24 protein-coding genes, 1 other RNA gene and 1 riboswitch are annotated in these 21,028 nt (G+C 45.3%); of the genes, 4 read left to right on the forward strand and 21 right to left on the reverse strand.

Annotated features, from left to right (window positions below; translation table 11 throughout):
• Nucleotides 1–13: 13 nt before the first annotated feature.
• A complete protein-coding gene (locus FC62_RS02025) occupies nucleotides 14–631 on the reverse strand; it encodes a VanZ family protein (protein ID WP_056946010.1) in 618 nt (205 codons plus the stop codon).
• A 133-nt stretch (nucleotides 632–764) separates the two neighbouring features.
• On the opposite strand from FC62_RS02025, the gene FC62_RS02030 reads away from it, so the two are divergent.
• Complete coding sequence (locus tag FC62_RS02030) at nucleotides 765–2,924, forward strand: LTA synthase family protein (protein ID WP_054746007.1); 2,160 nt, start codon at nucleotides 765–767, stop codon at nucleotides 2,922–2,924.
• A 210-nt stretch (nucleotides 2,925–3,134) separates the two neighbouring features.
• Here FC62_RS02030 and FC62_RS02035 read toward each other — a convergent pair whose 3' ends face one another.
• From FC62_RS02035 to manA, 3 genes are all read right to left on the reverse strand, one after another.
• Complete coding sequence (locus tag FC62_RS02035; RefSeq protein WP_056946009.1) at nucleotides 3,135–4,604, reverse strand: sensor histidine kinase; 1,470 nt, start codon at nucleotides 4,602–4,604, stop codon at nucleotides 3,135–3,137.
• Between the two features lie 3 nt (nucleotides 4,605–4,607).
• A complete protein-coding gene (locus tag FC62_RS02040; RefSeq protein WP_054746006.1) occupies nucleotides 4,608–5,321 on the reverse strand; it encodes a response regulator transcription factor in 714 nt (237 codons plus the stop codon).
• Nucleotides 5,322–5,463: 142 nt separating this feature from the next.
• Nucleotides 5,464–6,429 (reverse strand): mannose-6-phosphate isomerase, class I, encoded by a 966-nt coding sequence (gene manA / locus FC62_RS02045; protein ID WP_056946008.1) that lies wholly within the window; start codon nucleotides 6,427–6,429, stop codon nucleotides 5,464–5,466.
• A gap of 126 nt (nucleotides 6,430–6,555) precedes the next feature.
• Here manA and FC62_RS02050 point away from each other — a divergent pair, with 126 nt between their 5' ends.
• Nucleotides 6,556–7,431 (forward strand): GRP family sugar transporter, encoded by an 876-nt coding sequence (locus FC62_RS02050; RefSeq protein WP_056946007.1) that lies wholly within the window; start codon nucleotides 6,556–6,558, stop codon nucleotides 7,429–7,431.
• Between the two features lie 176 nt (nucleotides 7,432–7,607).
• On the opposite strand, the gene FC62_RS02055 is transcribed toward FC62_RS02050, so the two are convergent.
• The 16 genes from FC62_RS02055 to FC62_RS02125 all read right to left on the reverse strand — a co-directional run bounded on the left by FC62_RS02055 (nucleotide 7,608) and on the right by FC62_RS02125 (nucleotide 18,132).
• The gene (locus FC62_RS02055; RefSeq protein ID WP_075362850.1) at nucleotides 7,608–8,009 is read right to left on the reverse strand and encodes a type II toxin-antitoxin system HicB family antitoxin; all 402 of its coding nucleotides are present in this window, start codon (nucleotides 8,007–8,009) and stop codon (nucleotides 7,608–7,610) included.
• A 46-nt stretch (nucleotides 8,010–8,055) separates the two neighbouring features.
• Nucleotides 8,056–8,247: a type II toxin-antitoxin system HicA family toxin gene (locus FC62_RS02060; protein ID WP_054746001.1), complete on the reverse strand. Its 192-nt coding sequence runs from the start codon at nucleotides 8,245–8,247 to the stop codon at nucleotides 8,056–8,058.
• Between the two features lie 194 nt (nucleotides 8,248–8,441).
• Nucleotides 8,442–8,807: a transfer-messenger RNA gene (gene ssrA / locus FC62_RS07920) on the reverse strand.
• A 48-nt stretch (nucleotides 8,808–8,855) separates the two neighbouring features.
• Nucleotides 8,856–9,305, reverse strand: coding sequence for a hypothetical protein (locus tag FC62_RS02065; RefSeq protein WP_056946006.1), 450 nt, complete (start codon nucleotides 9,303–9,305; stop codon nucleotides 8,856–8,858).
• A gap of 23 nt (nucleotides 9,306–9,328) precedes the next feature.
• Entirely contained in the window at nucleotides 9,329–10,033 is a 705-nt protein-coding gene (locus FC62_RS02070) for a hypothetical protein (protein WP_056946005.1), read from the reverse strand.
• A complete protein-coding gene (locus FC62_RS02075) occupies nucleotides 10,026–10,730 on the reverse strand; it encodes an ATP-binding cassette domain-containing protein (RefSeq protein ID WP_056946004.1) in 705 nt (234 codons plus the stop codon). The genes FC62_RS02070 and FC62_RS02075 overlap by 8 nt, the downstream gene beginning before the upstream one ends.
• A 140-nt stretch (nucleotides 10,731–10,870) precedes the next feature.
• Nucleotides 10,871–12,052 carry an acetate/propionate family kinase gene (locus FC62_RS02080; protein WP_056946003.1) on the reverse strand — a complete coding sequence of 394 codons (1,182 nt, stop codon included), beginning with the start codon at nucleotides 12,050–12,052 and terminating at the stop codon, nucleotides 10,871–10,873.
• Nucleotides 12,053–12,065: 13 nt separating this feature from the next.
• Nucleotides 12,066–13,067 carry a class I SAM-dependent methyltransferase gene (locus FC62_RS02085; RefSeq protein ID WP_054745995.1) on the reverse strand — a complete coding sequence of 334 codons (1,002 nt, stop codon included), beginning with the start codon at nucleotides 13,065–13,067 and terminating at the stop codon, nucleotides 12,066–12,068.
• Between the two features lie 196 nt (nucleotides 13,068–13,263).
• Nucleotides 13,264–13,725 carry a prepilin-type N-terminal cleavage/methylation domain-containing protein gene (locus FC62_RS02090; protein WP_056946002.1) on the reverse strand — a complete coding sequence of 154 codons (462 nt, stop codon included), beginning with the start codon at nucleotides 13,723–13,725 and terminating at the stop codon, nucleotides 13,264–13,266.
• Between the two features lie 4 nt (nucleotides 13,726–13,729).
• Complete coding sequence (locus FC62_RS02095; protein WP_141322550.1) at nucleotides 13,730–13,981, reverse strand: type IV pilus modification PilV family protein; 252 nt, start codon at nucleotides 13,979–13,981, stop codon at nucleotides 13,730–13,732.
• A complete protein-coding gene (locus FC62_RS02100) occupies nucleotides 13,971–14,396 on the reverse strand; it encodes a type II secretion system protein (RefSeq protein WP_056946000.1) in 426 nt (141 codons plus the stop codon). The genes FC62_RS02095 and FC62_RS02100 overlap by 11 nt, the downstream gene beginning before the upstream one ends.
• Nucleotides 14,374–14,709, reverse strand: a complete 336-nt coding sequence (locus FC62_RS02105; protein ID WP_056945999.1) for a competence type IV pilus major pilin ComGC — start codon at nucleotides 14,707–14,709, stop codon at nucleotides 14,374–14,376. The genes FC62_RS02100 and FC62_RS02105 overlap by 23 nt, the downstream gene beginning before the upstream one ends.
• Before the next feature lie 31 nt (nucleotides 14,710–14,740).
• The gene (locus tag FC62_RS02110) at nucleotides 14,741–15,748 is read right to left on the reverse strand and encodes a type II secretion system F family protein (protein WP_056945998.1); all 1,008 of its coding nucleotides are present in this window, start codon (nucleotides 15,746–15,748) and stop codon (nucleotides 14,741–14,743) included.
• A complete protein-coding gene (gene comGA, locus FC62_RS02115) occupies nucleotides 15,714–16,682 on the reverse strand; it encodes a competence type IV pilus ATPase ComGA (protein WP_054745988.1) in 969 nt (322 codons plus the stop codon). Before comGA ends, FC62_RS02110 begins: the two co-directional genes overlap by 35 nt.
• Before the next feature lie 129 nt (nucleotides 16,683–16,811).
• On the reverse strand, nucleotides 16,812–17,543 hold the full coding sequence (locus FC62_RS02120; protein ID WP_054746019.1) for a YebC/PmpR family DNA-binding transcriptional regulator: 732 nt from the start codon (nucleotides 17,541–17,543) through the stop codon (nucleotides 16,812–16,814).
• Nucleotides 17,544–17,622: 79 nt separating this feature from the next.
• Nucleotides 17,623–18,132 carry a VanZ family protein gene (locus FC62_RS02125; RefSeq protein ID WP_056945997.1) on the reverse strand — a complete coding sequence of 170 codons (510 nt, stop codon included), beginning with the start codon at nucleotides 18,130–18,132 and terminating at the stop codon, nucleotides 17,623–17,625.
• 168 nt (nucleotides 18,133–18,300) lie between these two features.
• On the opposite strand from FC62_RS02125, the gene FC62_RS02130 reads away from it, so the two are divergent.
• Nucleotides 18,301–19,518: a DUF4097 family beta strand repeat-containing protein gene (locus FC62_RS02130; protein ID WP_056945996.1), complete on the forward strand. Its 1,218-nt coding sequence runs from the start codon at nucleotides 18,301–18,303 to the stop codon at nucleotides 19,516–19,518.
• Between the two features lie 18 nt (nucleotides 19,519–19,536).
• Here FC62_RS02130 and yidA read toward each other — a convergent pair whose 3' ends face one another.
• Entirely contained in the window at nucleotides 19,537–20,352 is an 816-nt protein-coding gene (gene yidA, locus FC62_RS02135; protein WP_054745985.1) for a sugar-phosphatase, read from the reverse strand.
• Nucleotides 20,353–20,467: 115 nt separating this feature from the next.
• A riboswitch (PreQ1 riboswitch) is annotated at nucleotides 20,468–20,512 on the forward strand.
• 7 nt (nucleotides 20,513–20,519) lie between these two features.
• Between yidA and FC62_RS02140 the strand changes: the two genes are divergently transcribed.
• Nucleotides 20,520–21,020 carry a QueT transporter family protein gene (locus FC62_RS02140; protein ID WP_056945995.1) on the forward strand — a complete coding sequence of 167 codons (501 nt, stop codon included), beginning with the start codon at nucleotides 20,520–20,522 and terminating at the stop codon, nucleotides 21,018–21,020.
• The last annotated feature ends 8 nt before the right edge of the window (nucleotides 21,021–21,028 follow it).

The following is a 21,028-nucleotide window of genomic DNA, read 5'->3' on the forward strand; positions in this document are numbered from 1 at the left end:
TAAAAAGTCTTTTCTAGCTTAAGTTACTGCGCTTTTTCACTGTAAGCGCAAACAAGACGTATCCTATCAATGTTCCAATTAAATTAAAAAACACGTCGTCTAAATCACTCACACCCGTGTAGAGGACAAGTTGGAGACTCTCAATCAATAGTGAGAATAATCCGCCTGCCAGAATCGTTCGCCACGCCCGGTTGAACCACCTGAATACCTGTGGGAACAAAAAGCCAAATGGTACAAACCAGAAGATGTTCCCAAATAAGTTGTAAATGAAGTCGAGCAGCGAGGCTCCCCTTGTTAGTTTCAGCGTCTCACTCAAGAAGTTAAAGTTAATCTGTGTCAGCGGCCGGTCGAAGTAGAAGCGCAATTGCCACGGGAAATACGTTCCCCGAAAGACGGTGAGCGCAAGGAGCAGCATTATATAGAACACAAATAGCCAAACGGCAAGTTCCGACCAAATCTTTCTGCGTTCCTTAACCGCCAGCAGCCAGATGAGGCGAATCACGGCGAATATCAAGAAGTAGAACAGTGTCTTGTCCACACTAAAGAAGACCAGCTTCACCAACGGGAAATGGTTGATAGAGTTGCTATAGTGTGTCACCACGAATTGGTAAAATGGTTGTAAGAAAATCATCCTGCCGTACTCCCTCTTTTTCTTCTACTAGTGTAAGCTAAATTATCGCAAATGAACACACCTCAGAATCTTAATTATTGGTCAAATTTCACCACAAAATTGCCACGGACCCGAATAACCTTTAAAATGATTCATGATTGAGGAGAAAAACGTGAAACGAAAAATAATTAATTTCATTAATACGCGCCCCGGTTTCCTGACGCTTCTGTTGGCAGCCTACTGGGCCAAGACCATCTTTGTCGGCTACGTCGACTTTAATCTCAAATTTTCAGACCCATACCAACATTTCATCATGTGGCTCAGCCCCATTGGCATGACGCTCATTATCCTGAGCCTCGGGCTTTATTTGGCGCGGCCCATCCTGTCCTACATCATCATCCTGGTACTGGATATTGTGAGCACCATCCTGCTGTATAGCAACGTGATTTACAACCGCCAATTTAGTGACTTCGTGACTTTCAACACGATGCTCAGTTCAAGCAAGGTCTCAAAGGGGCTCGGCATGAGTGCCCTCTCCCTCGTGCACATCACGGACGTCCTAATTTGGCTCGATATCATCGTAATTATCGTCCTACTCTTCATGAAGAAAATTAAGATTGATCAGAAATCGTACGGCATCATGAAACCCTTTGCCATCACGAGTCTTGGCTTTCTCATCCTCGCAGTGAACATCACTCTAGCCGAGACGGCGCGCCCCCGGATTTTCGTCAATACCTATGACAGAACTTACGGCGTGAAGTACCTTGGGGTCAACACCTTTTTGCTCTCAGACGCGGTGAAAACAATGAACACCAACAACGCCAAAACATCGGCCAATTCTAGCGACATCAACGACATTCTTGCTTTCACGAAGAACAACTATGCTAAGCCAAATCCCACCTACTTTGGCGCTGCTAAAGGGAAGAACATCATCGTGATTCACCTCGAGAGTTTCCAACAGTTCTTATTAAACTTCAAGCTAAACGGACGAGAGGTGACGCCGTTCCTCAATTCACTAGTGAAGGATAACAACACCCTCAGTTTCAGCAACTTCTTCCATCAGGTCGGCTTGGGCCGGACAAGCGACGCCGAAACAATGCTTGAAACCGGGGCCTTTGGCCTCTCAGATGGGTCAGTACTCACCACACTCGGGAGCGATAACACGTTCCAAGCTGCTCCAGCCATCCTCCGCCAAAACGGCGGCTATACCTCCGCGGTTTTCCACGGGAATGCGGGTACCTTCTGGAACAGAAACGTCGTCTATAAGAACTTTGGCTACAACTACTTCTTCGACTCCAGCTACTTCTCCGCCGATACGGATAACACCATCGGCTATGGACTGAAGGATAAGTTACTCTTCTCCGAGAGCGTGAAGTACTTGGAACAGATGCAACAACCGTTCTACACCAAGTTCTTGACCGTGACCAACCACACCCCGTATCCCCTAGATGAACAGAATTCAGACTTCCAGACATCTGATACCAAGAGTGAGACGGTCAACAAGTACTTTGTGACCGCCCACTACCTGGACGAGGCACTGCGCGAGTTCTTCGACTACTTGAAGAAGAGTGGCCTGTATGATAACTCATTAGTTCTCCTTTACGGGGACCATTACGGCCTCTCGAACCCGGACAACCTGGTGGTAGCGCCATTGCTTGGCAAGGATCCGACCACGTGGACCGACTTCGATACAGCCCAGATGCAGCGTGTACCCCTAATCATGCATATGCCTGGTTTGAAGGGTGGAACGAACACCACCTACGGCGGTGAAATTGATGTGCTGCCCACTCTGTTGCACCTCGTTGGTGTCGACTCCAAGAAGTTTGCTTTGTTTGGCACGGACCTCTTGTCTACTGCGCATAACGAAACCGTCGCCTTTCGTAACCAGGACTTCGTCACACCGAAATACACCGTGGTCCGTGGCACCGGCGCTAGCGGTGAGGTGTTCGAGAACAGCACCGGCAGCAAGCTGACAAGCTTGACGCAGGAACAAAGAACCGAGATTAACGCCAAACAGAAGTACGTTCAGCAAACACTTGGTTATTCGGATATGCTGAATAACAAGAACTTACTGAAGCTGTATACGCCGGCTGGATTCATCCCGACCGACCCCACAGCTTTCGACTACCGGAATCAATATCAGCAGATGGTCAAGATTCGGAAGGAGTTAGGCAGCCTCTCGACTAGTATTTATTCGAAGAAAAAGGGCTCAACCACGGGCGACTACAAGACCGATGCGCCTGAGTTAAAGGATCATCAGGATTATATCGACACACTGCCAGAGACGGCGACCACGAAGGTCGAGGACAAGTAGAGTGTGACAAAAGACGCATTGAGAACGAGGATTAACAAATACCAGTTACAAATCTTGGTTTTTAGGATTTCAACTGGTAGAAGTTAAACGGAATTCTCAGTCTTTTGGCACACGTTTTTGATTAACTATCTTAACCATATAAAGATAGCCCGGCACAGGACCAAATTGGTTCTTGTACCGGGCTATTTACTTGTCTTTCAGAAATGAGGACTACTTTTGTTGGTTACCCGTCGTTGCGTCAACATATTGTTGAAAGCCGTCGTCGTAGAGGGTGACCGTGAAGGTTGTGCCCTCACCTACTTTGCTCTGGACATCAATCTTACCGCCATGCTGTTGTACGAGCGAGGAAACGATCGACAAGCCAAGGCCAGACTCTCCCGTACCAGCCTTCTTCCTGCTCGGATCCGCCTTATAGAACCGGTCGAAGATAAAGTGCATCTGAGATTTATCCATCCCAATGCCGTTGTCAGCCACGGTGAAAATCGTCGCATGCTGCTCCTCAGCTCGTTTTACACCCACACGTACCTGCCCGTTTTGCGTGAACTGGAGGCCATTTTGAATCAAATTAAACATGATCTGTGTGAAGCGATCTTTGTCAGCGAACACATTAGCTGATTCACTACCCTCATAAACCAATTCATTGCCGGTTTCCTGCGCCTTTTGCCGCAATTGGGTGAGAATATCGTGGGTCACCGGTACACTGTCGAACTCCGTCTTGAACAGCAGAATCTGGTTGTTGCGAATCTTTTCGTAGTCCAGATTCTCATTCACGAGTCGAATCAACCGATTGGTCTCGTTACGCATCAGTTCAATGCTTTTGCCCTTAGATTCCTCGGGAATAGCATCATACTGCAGGCCTTCCAGAATGCCATTCAACGTCGTCAATGGCGTCCGCATCTCGTGGGCAGCATCCGCCATAAACTGGTTGCGCCGCTCCTCCTGGCGTGCAATCTCCTCGTTCGACTTACGCAGCGACTGCACCATTGAGTTAAAGTCCGTCGCCAACTCGTCAATCTCATCGCGATCCTTATGAGCCAACTGGACATCAAAGTCCCCGCTCGCAACCTTCTTCGTTGCCCTACTCAAGCGATTAATCCGGTTGACCGTGAAGTAGGCCAGGAAGTAGCTCAAAATAAGCCCAACAATCATTGTAATCAATAGCGCCGTAGCCAGATTATTCTTCGCCATGTTGACCGGTGCCTCGATGTTCGTTACCTTCGCACCAAGCCAAACGACGCCAATCAACGAGTCACCGTGACGCCAAGGAACCATCACACCAGAATAGGCCTCCTTGTTTGAGACCCGGAGGCTGTGCTCGTTCTGGTGGTCGTTCTTGATGTGGATGCTGCGGCCAGATTGCAGTGTATTCCAGATGTTCTTCGGTAACTGCCAATTCGTTTTTGAGGCCGGATAGATTTGGTTATTATCACCATCGAAGACACGCAGACTAACATCGTCGTTCTTCATCACGATTTGCAGCTCATCTAAGAAGTGCGCATCAAGCTGACCGTCACTCGCTAAAGCGAGCTCACCGAGTGAATCGGCGTAACCCTCGAGTCTGGCAAAAGTCGAATCATACGCCTGCTCACTGGCGAAACTCAGGACCGAATAGCCAATGATCGCCGCACTGGTGATGATAATAAAGAAAAAAGCCAGCATCTGTTGATAGATTAATTTCATCTACTAAACTTCCGTATCGTCAAATTTATAACCGATTCCCCACACCGTCTGAATGACCTGGGGCCCAACCTTCTCGAGCTTCTGCCGGAGCTTCTTAATATGGGCGTCAACCGTGCGCTCCTCGCCAAAGTATTGGTAACCCCAGACTAGCTCTAAGAGCTTATCGCGCGAGAAGACTTGCTTTGGCTTTTGGGACATCGTTAGCAGCAGATCGAACTCCTTTGGCGTCAGTCCTTCAACGACCTGGTCGTCGAACAAGACTTCCCGGAGTCTTTGGCTAATCTTCAGGTGGTTTGTCTGCACATCGTATTCACCACTCGTTTCTTGTTCTTGTGTCTCGGTTTCGGTCAATTCTGCGCGCCGGTGCAAAGCCTTGATGCGGGCAATCAAGGTCATCGGACTGAAGGGCTTTGTGACGTAGTCGTCTGCACCAAGCTCTAGGCCAAGTACCTGATCCGACTCCGAGTCTCTGGCCGTAAGCATGATGATGGGAATGGCCTTAGAGACGGCTCTAATCTCCCGCGCCACCTGCATCCCATCCTTCCCGGGCAAATTGAGGTCGAGCGTAATCATGTCGTATTCGTCCTGCTTCGTCTTGAACATGTCGATTGCCTGTTGGCCATCTGCTGCTACATCTAACTGCCACTGCTCCTTCTGAAAGAACATCTCCATCATTGTGGCCACCGAATTGTCGTCTTCAACCATTAATATTCTCATTACTCGTTCCTATCTAGCTCAAAGCATTAATCGCGCCAACAAAAAAAGTACACTGATGCACTAAAGAATTGTGTTCCGGCATCGCAAGTCGGTCCTTGTTCTCTTTAAATCAGTATACTTGATTAGTAAATTTTTACCAAAATTAATTCTCCACTGGGGCAGAAAGAATGGCGGCCATCTGACCAGTGAGCGTGTAATCGTGCACTTGGTTAGGAATGATGAAGTTCGTTCCCTTCTTGAGCCCAAACTGCTGGCCGTCGACCACTAATTGGCCGGCGCCATCAATAATCGAAACGAGCACATAAGGGTGTTCTCCTCGGCTCAGCTGCAGCTCATCGACCACGTCCAGCTTATCAACATAGAAGAATGGTGAGACGGGGGGCTGCAGATATTCGGTCACCTTAGATTCACCTTGAGTAGTAGTCACGATGTTTAGCTTCGGATCCGTCGCTGGTACAGTCGTTGTATCAATCGATTGCTGTAAGTGCAGTTCCCGCTTCTCACCGGTGACGGCGTCAACCCGGTCATAGTCATATAGCCGATAAGTCGTGTCGCTTGATTGTTGACTCTCGAGCACAACGATTCCCTTAGTTAAGGCGTGAATGGTGCCACTTGGAACGTAGAAAAAGTCACCTTTCTTCACGGGAACTTTTCTTAACAAATGGTCCCAATCACCAGATTCAATCATCTCCTTGAGCTCTGCTTTAGTCTTCGCATGATGGCCGTAGATTAGGTATGAGCCCGGCTCTGCACTCAACACGTACCAGCATTCGGTCTTGCCGAGCTCGCCCTCATGAATTCGGGCATACTCGTTGTCAGGATGTACCTGAACCGATAAGCTGTCGTTCGCGTCTAGAATCTTCGTTAATAGCGGGAATACTGGCTCCTTCGGGTTACCGAAATACTCAGGATTCTCCTTGTAGGCTACATCTAGGGTCTTCCCTTTCAATGCACCATTTAAAATCGTGCTTGGGCCATGGGGATGTGCCGAGATTACCCACGCCTCACCGATATCACCAGCAGGAATATCATAGTTAAATTGGGTTTCAAGCTTGCGCCCACCCCAAATCTTCTTCTGAAAATATGGTGCTAAAAAAATTGGTTCCATCTATTATTCACCTCGTTTTTCATTATATCGGTTTCAGCTTTTAAATGGTACCTCGAAATGATTTTCTTGCGGAGCGTTTTCATTTAGTGTACAATCTTTTCTATCGGAAATTTTTTGAGGTGAAAAATGAATATATTAATTGCTTTTATCCCTGCTATTTTCTGGGGAATCATGCCTATCACAAATGTGAAAGCAGGCGGTAAGCCAATCAACCAAATCCTTGGAACGACAATGGGTGCATTCCTTGTTTCAATTGTGATTTTCTTCATTACGAGCCCAGGCCTATCGAGCCACGCCTTGTTATATGGAATTCTCAGTGGTGCTTCTTGGGCCTTCGCCCAGATGTTACAATTCGAGGCCTTCACGGAAATCGGCGTCTCAGGTGCAATGCCCATCTCGACCGGTCTCCAAATTATCGGTACTTCGTTAGCTGGGATCGTGTTGTTCGGCGAATGGCCAAAGACTCAGACCAAGTTGATCGGCTTCTTAGCAATTCTCATCATCATTGTCGGCGTTTATTTGACGACCATCTCTGATAAGAAGATTGTGCACACTGACAAAAAAGTCGATGTGAAGAAGGTTGTCTTAATCTTTGTATTCCAAATTTTCGGCTACGTGGGCTACTCAGTCTTCCCTACTCTTGGCGATCTAAATGGTAAGGAAGCATTCCTACCACAGACCATCGGGATGGTTGGGGCAGCATTATTATTCAGCCTGTTACCAAGTAATCTAAAGTTAAAACCTCTCTTTGATAAGAACACATATTCAAACGTGCTTAGTGGGATTCTGTTCGGCATTGCCGCCTTTGGTTACCTGCTCTCTGCCAAAGCAAACGGCATCGCCACTGGCTTCACAATTTCACAAATGAATGTTGTGCTTGCAACATTGCTCGGCGTTTACGTTCTGAAGGAAGAAAAGTCGAAGCGAGAGCTTATCTTCACACTGGTGGGACTCGTACTCGTCGTCGCCGGCGGAATTATCACGACCATCATGCCCCAGTAACAACCTAATCTTAAGTTTGAACCAGCTGCCAGTAAATGGTGGCTGGTTTTTTATTATGGTGGCGGCGATTGCAAAAAAATTCCCCACACCAACAATGATGTGGGAAATAGCCAAAAAGTCTTTTCATAGAACTTGTGCAGTCGATGTTAACTATTACTTATTGACCCTGATCAACACTAGATTAACTCTTTTTCCAACGCCTTTCTCACAAGTCCAGAAACGTTTACTTTTCTTTCCCTAGCTAAATTATCTAGATACTCGGGTATTGTGATAGTTCTTTTGACCGTCTTTGTCTTTAACCGTTTTTCTTTTTCTAAGTACCATTGCTTCATATCTACTGAAATATAAACAATCGACTCATTAGATTTAAGTCGCCAAGATGAGGGATCCATCGGTTTAGGATAATCCTCTCCATCAATCATTGTTGCAATTGCATCAACTGCCTCAATGACTGCATCTTCTCTAGTATCGCCTTGTGTAATCATTCCCTCAATATTAGGGCTGGTTACTGTAAAATAGTCTCCATCATCATGAAATTCAGCAAAAATAGTTGGATAAACCAATATTTTATTTTTCATTGTATATTTTATGTCCTTTCTAACAAACATATACCCAAACACGATGTTATTTAAGCCCAATCTGCTTAAATATCTTATCTTGTGTACCTTTCTTAATCTCCCTTGAATGGAAATTTATTTCGGTTGTACGTCCGTCAGGATGCTTATATCTTCTGTGACTTCCTTTCCCCTTCCCCGGAACTAATTTAAAACCTTGTCTTAAGACAATTTTCTCGAGCTTGTCGGGTTTCATCGGCATTAATAAATTTCTCTTTTCTATACCTATAGTATATATATAACATACCAATTTGTAAATACTTTATACTTATTATTGTCGCTGCTAAAACGCTGACAGTAGTGGTAAAACATCGGAAGTAATCTAACAACATGATGCGCGTCTTTCACAAACAAAAAAGAGTGTAGACATTGATTCAACAACATCTACACTCTCGATAATGGAGGTGAGGGGGTTCGAACCCCTGTCCAAACGCATTTTGTCGCTAACTTCTACACTCATAGTTATACTATTTAGAATTTCGCACGAGCAGTCCGCCGTATAACAGGGCTCCCCTGCTCGCACTAACCTGATGATCTCTGTTCGTTCTTGCAGGTGGAAAGAGACGACCGTAGCCCGTATTTTTGAGACCCAATTCTAGCGCCGGGCAAGCCAGATTGGATCACGCTAACTGGTTATTAAGCAGCTAATGCGTATGAATTATCATTGTTTGCAGTTATGATTAACTGAGCGTTTTAACGTAGACGCGACCTACGAAGCGCGATTAGCGCAAATCTACGCCTGTCGAATTCCAAAACACCCCCGGGAGATTTGCTAATAAAGTATAGCATAAACCGCTAGGGATTACTAATTTATCGTTCTGCAGTCGGCTTGATTTTACGGCTAAGAAACCGCGCTACAATCTCCACCTTACCCTTGATTTTGAGGGCGGTAATTAACACATCCCCACGGAAAAGTTGGACCTCCGTTAAACCGGGGCTCAGTTCTTTCAGCTCATACTTCGTGAACGCCTGGTACGACTGAATTTGACGGAGCGAGGTTAAAACTCCCCACTCGCCTAAACCAGGATACCAAAGAAATAGGGTCAATAAGAAGACGGTGATGAAGATTCCTCCAACAATTGTGTCGCTGTTGCGCCCATTGAGGAGAACAACTGCTGCCATGACAAGTGCTAAAGTCAGCCAAATTAGGCGCACTACTAGACTTCTCCTCGCCGGATACTTGATTGTCCTCCTCTGCCAAATCGTAAAGATAACCAGCAGGAGGCTGATTAATAAATAAATATAACTTGGTGCTGACATGATTTCTCCTCTAAATTTCAGATTTACTTTGCCTCAACCCGGCGCAAGAACAGCCACGATAACAGAAGCACGCAGACTGCCAAGCTAGTGAACATGCCCGCTGCTAGAAACGGATTTGGTGCTAGCTGTCCTGTCCTCGAAAAGCCCAGTAATAACAGTCCAAATCTGGCTAATGCCGCATTCAGCCCGGTGAAAGCGTAGTTCAACAGATAAATTGCCGGCCCTAACAATACGGCCACCGTCAACACGATGTACTTCGCCCTTTTGCTCAACCGGTAGACAACGAGTGCGGTAAAGTGCAGCAGTGTGATTAGCACAAACATCGCCGCCACACACCAGATAAACAAACCCAGAATATTCTCGCCGTAAAGCAGAGTGTACAGAATTAGATTGTTGGCAAATTTAATTGAGAGCCAGGTGGTTGCAGCTGTGACGACTCCCAGAATCACACTTAAAATCACAGTAGAGATGATGTTAGCGAGATAATAGGTCTTCCGCGAAATACCGTTGATCAGCGCAAATGAGAACGCCTCACCAAATAGTTCATATCCTACGAAAAGAGCGAAGCCAAACGCCGCAATCTCAATCGAGCCTACCGGATTTTGCACATTTTTGAAGATGAGGCCAAGTGCCAAATTGATCCCCATAATCAGTGCCAGAATTGCCAAAAGGTACTTAGCCGAATTCACATGATAGAGGATGAGATACTTCAACCGTTTCTTATCCATGACGCACCCCTTTCAGAATATTCACATAAGCCTGATTTAAACTCTCGTTTTCAGCGATTTCCTGGAGTGTACCTTGCTTGATAATCCGTCCCCGATCGATAATCACAACCTCCTGAAGAACGGGTTCCACCTCTTCAATCAAGTGCGTCGAAATGATGATCAGGTTTTGGTACTGCCGGTGGTGCGTTAATAGCACTTCGTAAAATAACTCACGGTAGAGTGAATCAATTCCCAGCACGGGCTCATCCAGAATCATAATTTTGGCTTTGCTAGCTAGGGCCACAACCACTTTTAGTATCGTGTAGTAGCCCGTCGAAAGACTGTTCGTCTTCTTATTCAAATCCAGATCGAACTTTTGCGCCAAGTCTTTCGCATAATCCAAGTCAAAATCAGGAAAGAAACGGGATTCCCAGACCAACAGATTTTTTAATTTGATATCCTTCGGGTACTTATCATTCTCTGTCACACAAAAGATATTCTGCTGTACCCGTTCATTCTCCAGCACGGGTTGACCCTGGACCGTCACCGTACCAGCCGTTTGGAACAGTCTGTTCGCGATAATCTTCATCAGCGTTGTCTTACCGGCACCGTTTGAGCCCAGCAAACCGTATATCTTGTTGTCGCTAAAGGTCAAATAAACATTAGCCAGCGCTGCTTTTTCGCCATAATGCTTACTAAGGTTTGTAATTTCTATCATCGTGTCTCCTCTGTTGTGGGGATTATGGCAGTAGATTCCTAATGCTTGACCCAATTATACCAATAAAGTTACTCATACTCCTCAATTGTGCGCTATTAATATAAAAAAGGATCGTTCAACTGAACAATCCTCTCAATAATCTATTTAGTTAGTGCGATCACGTCTCGAACAATCATTAACTCTTCATCCGTTGGCACAACCAGTAGTTTCACGGTTGATTCGGGTGTGTTAATAAACCGTTCGCCCGATGCGATGTTCGCATCCCAGTCCATCCGGGCACCATAGAAGTCTAGTCCCCGTACGATGTGGTCCCGAATGTCGATACTATGTTCTCCAATCCCGGCGGTGAAAATCAAACCGTCGAGACCGCCCATTTCAAAGACATACTGGCCGATATAGCGTACAATCCGGTTGATGAAGATATCGTGTGCTAAACGAGAACGAGGTTGATCAAATGTAGCTTCAACGTCACGCATATCAGGTGAAACACCGGAAATACCCAGGAGACCAGATTTATTGTTGAAAATATCAATCAATTCTTGTGCACTGGATAGATTTAGTTTCTTCATCAGAAACGGAATCAGCGAGGCATCGATGTCGCCAGTTCTGGTGCCCATCGTCACACCCGCTAGCGGTGTGAAACCCATTGATGTATCGAGCGACTTACCACCCTGAACTGCGGTCACCGAGGCACCGGAACCGAGGTGACAAACGATGAGTTTCAACTCACTGATATCTCTTCCCATCAATTCAGCTGCACGATGTGCTACGTAACGTACGCTCGTGCCGTGTGCACCATACTTTCTTGCACCATATTTTTCATAATATTCATATGGTAGGGAATAAAGATAATTAATCATTGGCATCGAGGTATGAAATGACGTGTCGAACACACCAACCTGAGGCACCCCAGGCAACATCTTCATAAATGCCTCAATACCGCGTGCCTCTGCAGGATTATGCAGTGGTGCATATTGGGCTAAGTCGTAAATTTTCTGCAAATTTGTCTCATCGATAATGGTACTCTCTTTGAAGTCCTCACCGCCGGCCACAATCCGGTGCCCCACACCTTTAATTTCAGCAAGATCAGCCACAATCTTCATTTCAGTTAAATGGTGTAATAACAGGTTCACGGCTGCTTCTTGGTCGGGAATGGCTACGTCAAAATGTTGTTTCTGGCCCTGATACTTAATCTCAAAGAATGAACCATCGATTCCCACGCGTTCGGCAATTCCTGATGTGATAACCTCTTCACTAGGTATTTCAAATAACTTGAATTTGAATGAAGAGCTCCCGGAATTAATTGCTAATATTTTTTGCATAATCATGTACCTGCTATCCTAAGTTATTTTTGTACCACTCATTTAGCTCATAATTGAATTCAACCAGAGATTCTGGCTTACGTAAAGAACCTATTTTAGCTAAAAGAATATTCTTTGGCTGGTGTGCGTCATCCCCGTGGTTTTGCAAGACCATAATCGCCCGACGTTTATTCCGTTCCGTAAACAAATCATCTGGTAAATCAATAATTGCTTGAAGATAAACATTTTTGGCTAACCAGCCAATGAAGTTGGTAGCGTTTTCTCCTTTTAATAATAACTCAGGAATTACCAAAAAGGCAAACCCGTTTTGGTTGAGATGCAGGACAATCTGTTCAATTAGTAATTCATGTGCCATAGAGTGGCCGGTTGGCCGCGCATTAACAAATTTCTTCGCCCGTTCATCAAGCGGATAATAGCCCACTGGCAAGTCAGAAATAACAACGTCAGGTGCATCCCCCAGCCACGGTTCAAGCGCATCTTGATGATAGAGATCGATTGGCTGTTTTGCAACCAATGCCCTGACATCCGCCAGGTCAAGTAAATCAGCGTTGTTGTCAATCCCACTAACTCTAAGTTCCTGTCGCTTATTAGCTTTGTATTCATTAAGGACATCTAATAAAAGGGTCCCTGTCCCAACTGCTGGATCCAGAATACTCTTGCCGGTTAAATCGGGCACAAACTTCTCGGCTAACATCGCGATTACCATCGCTAAATATTTCGGTGTAATTTGCTGGTTCTCATCATAACCATCATGGCTAACCGCGGTCAGCGTTAGTAAATAAAGCAGTGTTTCCTTATTCGCTACAGAGAGCGTATCATAATTTAACTTAGCATACGCATCCGTCAGTTGTTTTACACCTTCGACTGACGGCGCTCCCTCGTCAACCTTAACGGTTTGGTGCTCCAGGTTATCAAACGTCTCAACGAGTGCCGTGGTAAAGTCCGAGTTCAACTCGGTCCGTAGCAGTTTCACGGCCTGCTCAAATTCAGGGTAGATTGTTTCAATTGCTTTCATTTAATTACCTCACTATGCTCAATTGTACAAATTAGACATAAGAGACGCAAGAAATGACTTTAATCATTTGTGGAGATTGGTAATTAATAACTGATTTTCATGCAATATAGCAACAAAGTTCTGGTAATACATCTGCCAGAGGACCAGGCTCAAAATAAGCACCAGGACCGCGCTAACCATGACACTTCCCCGAACCTTAAGTTGTCTGTTCAAGTAAACTCGCTTTAAAATATAACTCACTAACTTGTCCATTTCGTTCCCTCAAACTAATTTGAAAACCATCATCGCAAATTCTGAAAGTAGCACTAGAAATTTTAACAATTAACGGCATATGACCACTCGAATTGCCACGAACACGAATCATCGACTGGTAAAATTCCACCACATAAGAAACAGTGATTCCTGGTTCCTTTTGTCGGCTCTTTTGAATAACCATTTTCTTACTGGTCGAATTCTCGGTATCGATCGAGAATCCACCATCTTTTTGGAGAAAATTATCAAGTTTAACATAAGCATACGCCACATCGTTACTCTGCGGGAGGAACTCGTTTGCGTGCTTAATAAGCTGTAGGTTACTAGCGAGCAGTAGCACGACCAGGGTCAGGCAGAAAAGGGCAATCACACTCTCAATCAGCGTAAATCCACGTAATTTCTTCATCAGCTTACTCACTACTTTTCGTTAGAATCGCTTGTACGTCCCATTCAGTGTATTCTCGGTCGTGCACCGTGACTGACTCAAGCCTACCTAGCCTCATCATTCTAGCCGCCAGATAAACATCTACCCGTTGATTCTGTGCCAGCAAAATTTGTTTCGTTTGGGCAATATTTAACTCTAAAAAACCGATTCCAATGGTTAGGACGACTAGGGCGGTCATCGTCTCAACCAGAATCATTCCCTCTAATCTACGCCACAATCAGCTCACCCCACATCATCTGAATCGTGATTTTTCTACTCCAGGAGCCATCTGTAAAGGTAATGGTGGTTGGTGCGACGTAACCATCATTGCCAATATTCAGTGCGCTCGTTAGGCCAAAGACCTGCATTTGATCTGGTATTCTCACCAGCAGCTTCGTTGTGCCAGCTTGAGCAACCACTATTTTCCGACTAGTTGGGTAGTAGCGAATTAATGCGCTGCTATTGCTTATTTCAGCAATCTTCTTCGCCTGTTCAAATTGGGTCACAAATGTCGTTACGGTCTGCTGGCGTTCTACACTTCTCTTCATCCCGGTGAGCTCCACGGCTGGTACCAGTATTAAAAGAGTCACGATAAAAAGAGTGACCATGCTTTCAATCAGTGTAAAACCCTTAGCTGTCTCCTTTTTTAGCAACTGTTCCATCCGCATTTAGTACGTACCCATCCTGCAATTTGTTATATTGCTCATTTGTGATATGTTTATTCTCTTTCAATGCTGCAAAAGAAATTCTTTCGGATTCCGTATCTACAATGTCAATCTGTGATTGAATTGTCTGAATAAAAGCGGTATCCGTTTTCTGTTCGGCGATTCCTTTTTGCTTCGCGGCATTTGGGAGAATCAATACCGTTAACATCGCGATGATCAGGACCACGATCACCATTTCGATGAGCGTAAAGCCGCCAACTCGTTTACTCTTACCTAAATTGTTCCACTCTATTTTTCTCACTTAGATACTCCTCTTTCGTTAACTGATTTAATTAAAATCCCTGCATCATACTATAGACCGGCATCAACAACTTTAAATACATTGTTAAGATACCGATGCCAATCACGATGAAACTTAGTGGTTGAATCTTCAAGCTGAGTCTTTGAAGACCAGCAGATAGCTCTTCATAGGCAATTACTTCAAGTATTTTTATCTGTCGCGCCACCACTATTCGCTCACTCCCGGTATTGACGACAAATAATAGCTCATCGCTCAGAAATGGTTCCGCAGTGATAATCTCCTGTAGTGTACGCCCCGCAACCAGCTTTTGCTTGACGTTTAATCCCAATTGATACTGCAAGGAGCCCGCGGGCTGTTTCAGGGCGAAACCACAGATATCCTGCAACGAAAAACCATTGCTGAGGAGAATATTTAAATTAAACAAGATGAGGTATTGGGCGTACCTTAAGACCATCTTGCCAATAACAGGCCAACTTCTAAGCACTAGCAATTGGGCATAGCTCTGTTCGTTAATCGACTTTATTGCGTAGTAGACACAATAGATAATCACTAAAATACCCACACCCAGTAATAGCCACAGAATTTTTTGCCAATCAGCTGTGGGACTCTTCGGGAGGTAGTTCCCCATAAAAACGCGCATAAAGATCATTAAAAAACTCATCATCACAATAATCACAACAGGATAAGCCATCTCTTGCTTAATCTTCTTCATCTGCTCTCGTCTCAGAACCAGCACGCCCGTTAGTTGACGGAGACACTGTCTCAATGTACCTTCCTCAAGTGCCATTCCAATCTGGGTCGTCGTGGTCAAAGAGAAACCAATTTCGGCAAGAATCAGCGCAAAATGCCTGTTTTGGCGCATCAATTCGTTTATTCGGAACAATTCATGCTCACGCTGATGCCAAATTCCCGGCAAGGCCTGCAAGCCCTCATTTAAGGAGAACCCGTTGTCTAGGAGCAGAGTGATATTCTCTAATAGCTTGATGCGGTCAGTAGTGTTCCATTTACCCAAACTCAAAGCTTGCGGCGTTTTGTTCACTTAATTTCCCTTCTTCCATCAGTTGGGTTAATCTCGCAGACCAAGTAAAGAATCCCTGCTCTGGTTGCTCAATCACCTGCATTAGGTCCGGTCCACTACCCACATCAATGAGACAATTAAGTTCGTCATCCGTTGACTTAATTAAACGCTGATACGTGAGACCACGAAGCGCATTAATTAACTCCAACTCACTGACGCCTAGTTCCAAAAGACGCATTACCGTGCCCTTCGTACTCATTGCATGAATGGTAGCCAATACTAAATGGCCACTTAAACTTGCTCGCACAGCTAATTGAGCCGTTACACTATCGCGAATCTCACCAATAATCAGAATATCTGGTCGGTGACGCAATGCCGCCTTTAAAAGCTCGGGATATGTAATTCCTGCGCCCAAGTTAATCTGCGTTTGGAAAAAGCTGGGCTCCTCTATCTCAACAGGATCCTCCATACACATCACCATTTTGTCCTGCCCGACCTCTCTCGCCAACTGGTACATCAGCGTTGTTTTGCCCGATCCTGTTGGTCCGCTGGTCAGTACCAAACCACGTCCCTGACAGACTTCTACCAGACGCGTAAAATCTGTTGGAAAGAAATATTTTGAAGCTCGCATCCGATAGATTATCCGGACGACCAAAGACTCACGGCCGTGAAAGTCACCAACGGAAGACAACCGTAAGTAACAGGACTTCTCTGGCAATTGAAACGACCCGACCTGCGGGCGCCTGTGCTCCGTAATATCCATGCGGGCGTGATATTTCAGGTAATTAATCAACTCACCACCTAAATCTAACTGCATGCGGCGGTATGTGCTTAAGCCAGCAATCTCTTTAAATTTCACGACGTATTCTTCACCATCGACGAGAAAGTAGATATCGCTGACCTCCTGGGCCTGTGCTGCACTAACCAGCTGTTTGAATAATTCTTGTACCTTCATTTGTCCCTCCTTTTTTCTAGTCACATTAATAAATACGCAGAAAAATGCGTAAAACTTTTGCCAGCGCAAAAAAAGATCAGATGATTACTCATCTGATCTAATTCTGTGTCTAAATGTAATATGTAATTCTTATTCCTCTAAGTTTGATGCTGAAGTATAAACATCTTGCACATCATCACTATCTTCGAGCGCGTCAACAAGGTGTTGTAGCTTCTCAAGCTCGTCTGCTGGTACTTCCAAGCTGTTCTGTGGAATCATTGTTAGTTCTGAGACGGCAAGCTGATAGCCGGCTTGCTCGAGTGCATCACGGACAGCCGTGAAATCTTTGGCATCGGTATATATTTCAAATGCTTCATCACTTGTCTGCAAATCATCCGCACCAGCATCCATGATGTCCATCAAGACGGTGTCCTCATCTGCATCCGTTGTTGTCCGATCAATCACGATGTAACCCTTGCGGTCAAACATGTAAGAGACGGAACCGGTTGCGCCGAGACTACCACCGTTTCTAGTGAAAGCAACCCGCACGTCTGAGGCGGTTCTGTTCTTATTATCTGTCAACGCCTGGACAAAGATTGCAACACCTGCTGGGCCATATCCTTCGTACGTAATCTCGTCGTAGTGAGTGGCATCGCCACCCTCTGCCTTCTTGATTGCCCGTTGGATATTGTCCTTTGGCATGTTCGCTGAACGGGCCTTATCTAATACTAAACGAAGAGAAGGATTACCTGAAGGGTCAGGACCACCACTCTTTGCAGCCATGTAAATTTCACGAGATAATTTCTGGAAAATTTTACCTCTTTTTGCGTCTTGAGCATTTTTGCGGCCCTGTATATTGTGCCATTTTGAATGTCCTGACATTTGGTCTCCTTCTTTCATTTCAATTTTTTGTTAACCTTAATAATAATAGCAAAACAGATTCGTACATTCAATGACTCTGCTAGTTTTCAGCCAGTTTTTTTCGTTCGTGATGACGCCACACCACGAAAATAATTAGGCCAACAAGCAGAATGCCTACTACTGCACCGAAACTGTCAAGCATCACGTCGTGGACGCTCGGAGTTCTACCACCGGTAATCGCCTGGTGGTATTCATCAAATGCGGCTAAGCCGGTCATCGCGAGCCAGATGATGAGTGCCGGGAAGAAATTGTGTTTAATGAGGCGTCGTAACCCATAGTAGAAGAAGGCACCCATCAGAAAATATGAGGCGAAGTGGGCCAATTTACGCAAGATAAACTCCAGATATCCGGCATAGCCATCGAGAGCAAGCGAATGTTTCTCACCTGCATAGACAAAGCTGAATGAGTTGAGGAACCGGGTGAATGGTGGCCAGAATGGTTGCAAGTCACTTTGGATATTTTGCTGTTGGTATGTCATAGATGAACTGATGAAGATTAACACCAGTACCACTAATCCGAGGGATAATGCGATCTTTTCTTTCTTACTCAAATGAATCTACCTCACCGATCTAATTTTCTGCCGTTCACGTGCATTTGACGCAATAATAACGTAATTTCACGCATTTTTTCAGCCATCTTACGTCATTTCACTAGTAAAAAAATAAATTTACAGTATTCTAGGTATAAGAGATTTAGTGGAATTTTGCAAGGAGATAATATGAATATTAATGATTTTTTAGATAACAAATTCGGGCAATACCCGAAAACTGATGAATTGGCTGACCTGCGTGAATCGATTGAGGAAGATATGAATAACTTCGTGCAGCAGAAGGTGGCTTCAGGCCACACCGAGGAAGAGGCAGTGGCGATTGCCATCGAGAACGCGAGTGATCTTGACCAATTACTCAAGTTTATTGGTGAGCAAGAGGTCGACTACTCGAAGAGCTTCAACCTCTATTCACAGATCAATCGGCGCTTGAACAGCCTAGAACTAGTTAATTCCTATAGCGTCGAGCTCCAGAATATTTCGGAGCTGCACCTGAATTTCCACCTCGGGAACATCCTAATTTTACCAACTACCGATAATAAGTTGACGGTCCGGGAATTCATGTCGCGAGAAATCAAGGGATTGTTCTCAACTCCGAGCAAGGTTGGTAATGTACTCCAAATCGAGCAGGGGCCACGTAAAATCGTGGGCATCCTGCGGAACAGAATTGAAATTTCACTTCCCCAGAGTTTTGCCGGCTTCTTCTCACTAACCTCAAGTACGGGTAACGTGATCGTCACCAAGTTACACTCCGATATACTATTCGATCTCACGATTAATTCGGGCAACATCAGACTAACCGACCTGGATGTGAAACGAATTCAGGTCGATGCGAAGAGCGGTAATTTAAAAGCACAGCACATTAAGACGACGGATTTCCACATTAACGGCAAGAGTGGCAACGTGCGCTTACAAGACGTGCACGTTCAAGGAACGGCCAATCAATTCGTCATCACCATGAAGAGCGGTAATCTGAAACTGACAGACATCATAGCCGAAACCTTGGTCACCAACTGCACCAGCGGCAACATTCGTCTAGAGGATGTCACGGCAAAGTTCTTCGACCTGAAAACCCAGAGTGGTTATATTCGTGCCTTAAATATCGCAGGAGCAGGGAAGATTTTGTGCCGTTCCGGAAACGTACGGCTAGATTTCAATCAGCTTACTGGTGATTTGCGGGTTGAAGAAAAAAGCGGCCAGATTAAGGTCGCTTTCCCAACAGAAACTGCTTATCAATTCGACGTAACCTCGAAGACGGGGCGCGTGCTTCTACCCAAAAATGCCAAGATCACGGACTACAACAAAGGTCAGACGCTTGGCCAAGTCGGACAATTACCGGCTAACAACGTCACTCTGAGTACAGTTAACGGTAACATCAAGCTGCAGTAATGCTGCTTTTTTTAGTGGTTATTCGCCCAGCGCAAATTTACGCACAGCTTTAGCAAACCCATCATCCTCGTTCGTCGCCGTCACATATGTCGCATGCTCCTTGATCATTGGAATGGCGTTACCCATGGCTACCTTTAAGAAGTCGGGTTGTTTAAACATCGAGAGGTCGTTTCCTTGATCGCCAAGAATCATCACCTCATCTGGGGCAATTCCTAGTTTTTGAGCTAATTCTAGTACGCCGGTTCCCTTTGATGCGTCCTTGCTGTTTATCTCAAAGAAGAAATCCTCGCTCTGTGTAAGTTGATAATCCTCATACATGCTAGCTGGAACCTGCTTAATGAATTGCGTGAGCTTACTAGGCTCATCTGTGATCATGATCTTACTAATCTCAATGCCAGTGGGAATCTGTTCCGGGCGCCGATATCTAATTGGCATGTGAGTCAGGAAACTTTCCATCGAAATGTAGAGGTTCATGTCGGCATTTGGCGTGTAGAAGTGGTTGAGCGTCTCGAAGTGTAGGTATGTCTGATTCTGCACCGCTAGTTCATTCCAACGACTGAAGTCCTGATAGCCCAGCGGATGCTCGATTACGGGATTACCCGCGAGGTTCTGGACGAACGCGCCGTTGTAAGTCAAGACGTATTCATCCTCACCGCTCAATCCTAATTGCTGTACATAGCGCGCTACACCAGGTAATGGCCGACCAGTCGCGAGCACTACCTTAACACCCTTTGCGCGTGCGGCGGCGATTGCCGCGAGTGCTGCAGGTGAAATTTCCTTTTGGTCTGTCAGTAGTGTGCCATCCATATCTGTGGCGATTAATTTAATTGTCATTATTAACTCCTATCAATTCAATTAGTACTAGTATAACGGAAAAAGCGGTTTCTTGTAGGATGATTCTGTGAGAACTTGCAGTTTTGTTAAATTTCTGTAAAATAGGTCAAGTTATCACACTGTGGTTCGTAACCACCCCACAATAAAAAACTAAGGAGAATTTTGTGATGAAAGAAAAAACGTTAGAACTAACCAAGATGGGTCTGGTCGCAGCCCTCTATGTTGCCCTCGGACTCTTATTCCTGCCCCTGAGCTTTGGACCGCTCCAATTCCGCTTCGCCGAGATGACCAACGCAATTGCCGTCTTCAACAAGCGTTATGTTTGGTCTGTGACCATCGGCTGCTTCATCGTCAACATGTTCAGCAGCCTCGCCGCGGTTGACCTGATTGTCGGTACAGCAAATACACTAGTTATCACGGGCGGTAGCTACTTAATTAGCCGCCTGATCAAGAATTACTGGGCCCGCTTAGCTGTCGTGCCAGTCGTTGGCGCCCTCAGCATGTTCATGATTGCGCTCGAGCTGAAGTACATTGCCGGCGCACCATTTTGGATTACGTATGCCGGACTGATGCTCACCGAGTTTGTGATGTGTGCAGCTGGTGCCATCATCTTCGGCTTAATCGAACGAAGCAAGAGTATTCCTACGAAATATAAATTTAGTAACTAAACTAAATA

Source organism: Amylolactobacillus amylotrophicus DSM 20534 (assembly GCF_001434555.1).
GTDB lineage: Bacteria > Bacillota > Bacilli > Lactobacillales > Lactobacillaceae > Amylolactobacillus > Amylolactobacillus amylophilus.

What these genes read in the sequence shown, in the direction of transcription:
- FC62_RS02025 (WP_056946010.1), bottom strand. Translation starts at nt 631, where the DNA reads ATGATTTTCTTACAACCATTTTACCAATTCGTGGTGACACACTATAGC.
- FC62_RS02030 (WP_054746007.1), top strand. Translation starts at nt 765, where the DNA reads ATGATTGAGGAGAAAAACGTGAAACGAAAAATAATTAATTTCATTAAT.
- FC62_RS02035 (WP_056946009.1), bottom strand. Translation starts at nt 4,604, where the DNA reads ATGAAATTAATCTATCAACAGATGCTGGCTTTTTTCTTTATTATCATC.
- FC62_RS02040 (WP_054746006.1), bottom strand. Translation starts at nt 5,321, where the DNA reads ATGAGAATATTAATGGTTGAAGACGACAATTCGGTGGCCACAATGATG.
- manA (WP_056946008.1), bottom strand. Translation starts at nt 6,429, where the DNA reads ATGGAACCAATTTTTTTAGCACCATATTTTCAGAAGAAGATTTGGGGT.
- FC62_RS02050 (WP_056946007.1), top strand. Translation starts at nt 6,556, where the DNA reads ATGAATATATTAATTGCTTTTATCCCTGCTATTTTCTGGGGAATCATG.
- FC62_RS02055 (WP_075362850.1), bottom strand. Translation starts at nt 8,009, where the DNA reads ATGAAAAATAAAATATTGGTTTATCCAACTATTTTTGCTGAATTTCAT.
- FC62_RS02060 (WP_054746001.1), bottom strand. Translation starts at nt 8,247, where the DNA reads ATGCCGATGAAACCCGACAAGCTCGAGAAAATTGTCTTAAGACAAGGT.
- FC62_RS02065 (WP_056946006.1), bottom strand. Translation starts at nt 9,305, where the DNA reads ATGTCAGCACCAAGTTATATTTATTTATTAATCAGCCTCCTGCTGGTT.
- FC62_RS02070 (WP_056946005.1), bottom strand. Translation starts at nt 10,033, where the DNA reads ATGGATAAGAAACGGTTGAAGTATCTCATCCTCTATCATGTGAATTCG.
- FC62_RS02075 (WP_056946004.1), bottom strand. Translation starts at nt 10,730, where the DNA reads ATGATAGAAATTACAAACCTTAGTAAGCATTATGGCGAAAAAGCAGCG.
- FC62_RS02080 (WP_056946003.1), bottom strand. Translation starts at nt 12,052, where the DNA reads ATGCAAAAAATATTAGCAATTAATTCCGGGAGCTCTTCATTCAAATTC.
- FC62_RS02085 (WP_054745995.1), bottom strand. Translation starts at nt 13,067, where the DNA reads ATGAAAGCAATTGAAACAATCTACCCTGAATTTGAGCAGGCCGTGAAA.
- FC62_RS02090 (WP_056946002.1), bottom strand. Translation starts at nt 13,725, where the DNA reads ATGAAGAAATTACGTGGATTTACGCTGATTGAGAGTGTGATTGCCCTT.
- comGA (WP_054745988.1), bottom strand. Translation starts at nt 16,682, where the DNA reads ATGAAGGTACAAGAATTATTCAAACAGCTGGTTAGTGCAGCACAGGCC.
- FC62_RS02120 (WP_054746019.1), bottom strand. Translation starts at nt 17,543, where the DNA reads ATGTCAGGACATTCAAAATGGCACAATATACAGGGCCGCAAAAATGCT.
- FC62_RS02130 (WP_056945996.1), top strand. Translation starts at nt 18,301, where the DNA reads ATGAATATTAATGATTTTTTAGATAACAAATTCGGGCAATACCCGAAA.
- yidA (WP_054745985.1), bottom strand. Translation starts at nt 20,352, where the DNA reads ATGACAATTAAATTAATCGCCACAGATATGGATGGCACACTACTGACA.
- FC62_RS02140 (WP_056945995.1), top strand. Translation starts at nt 20,520, where the DNA reads ATGAAAGAAAAAACGTTAGAACTAACCAAGATGGGTCTGGTCGCAGCC.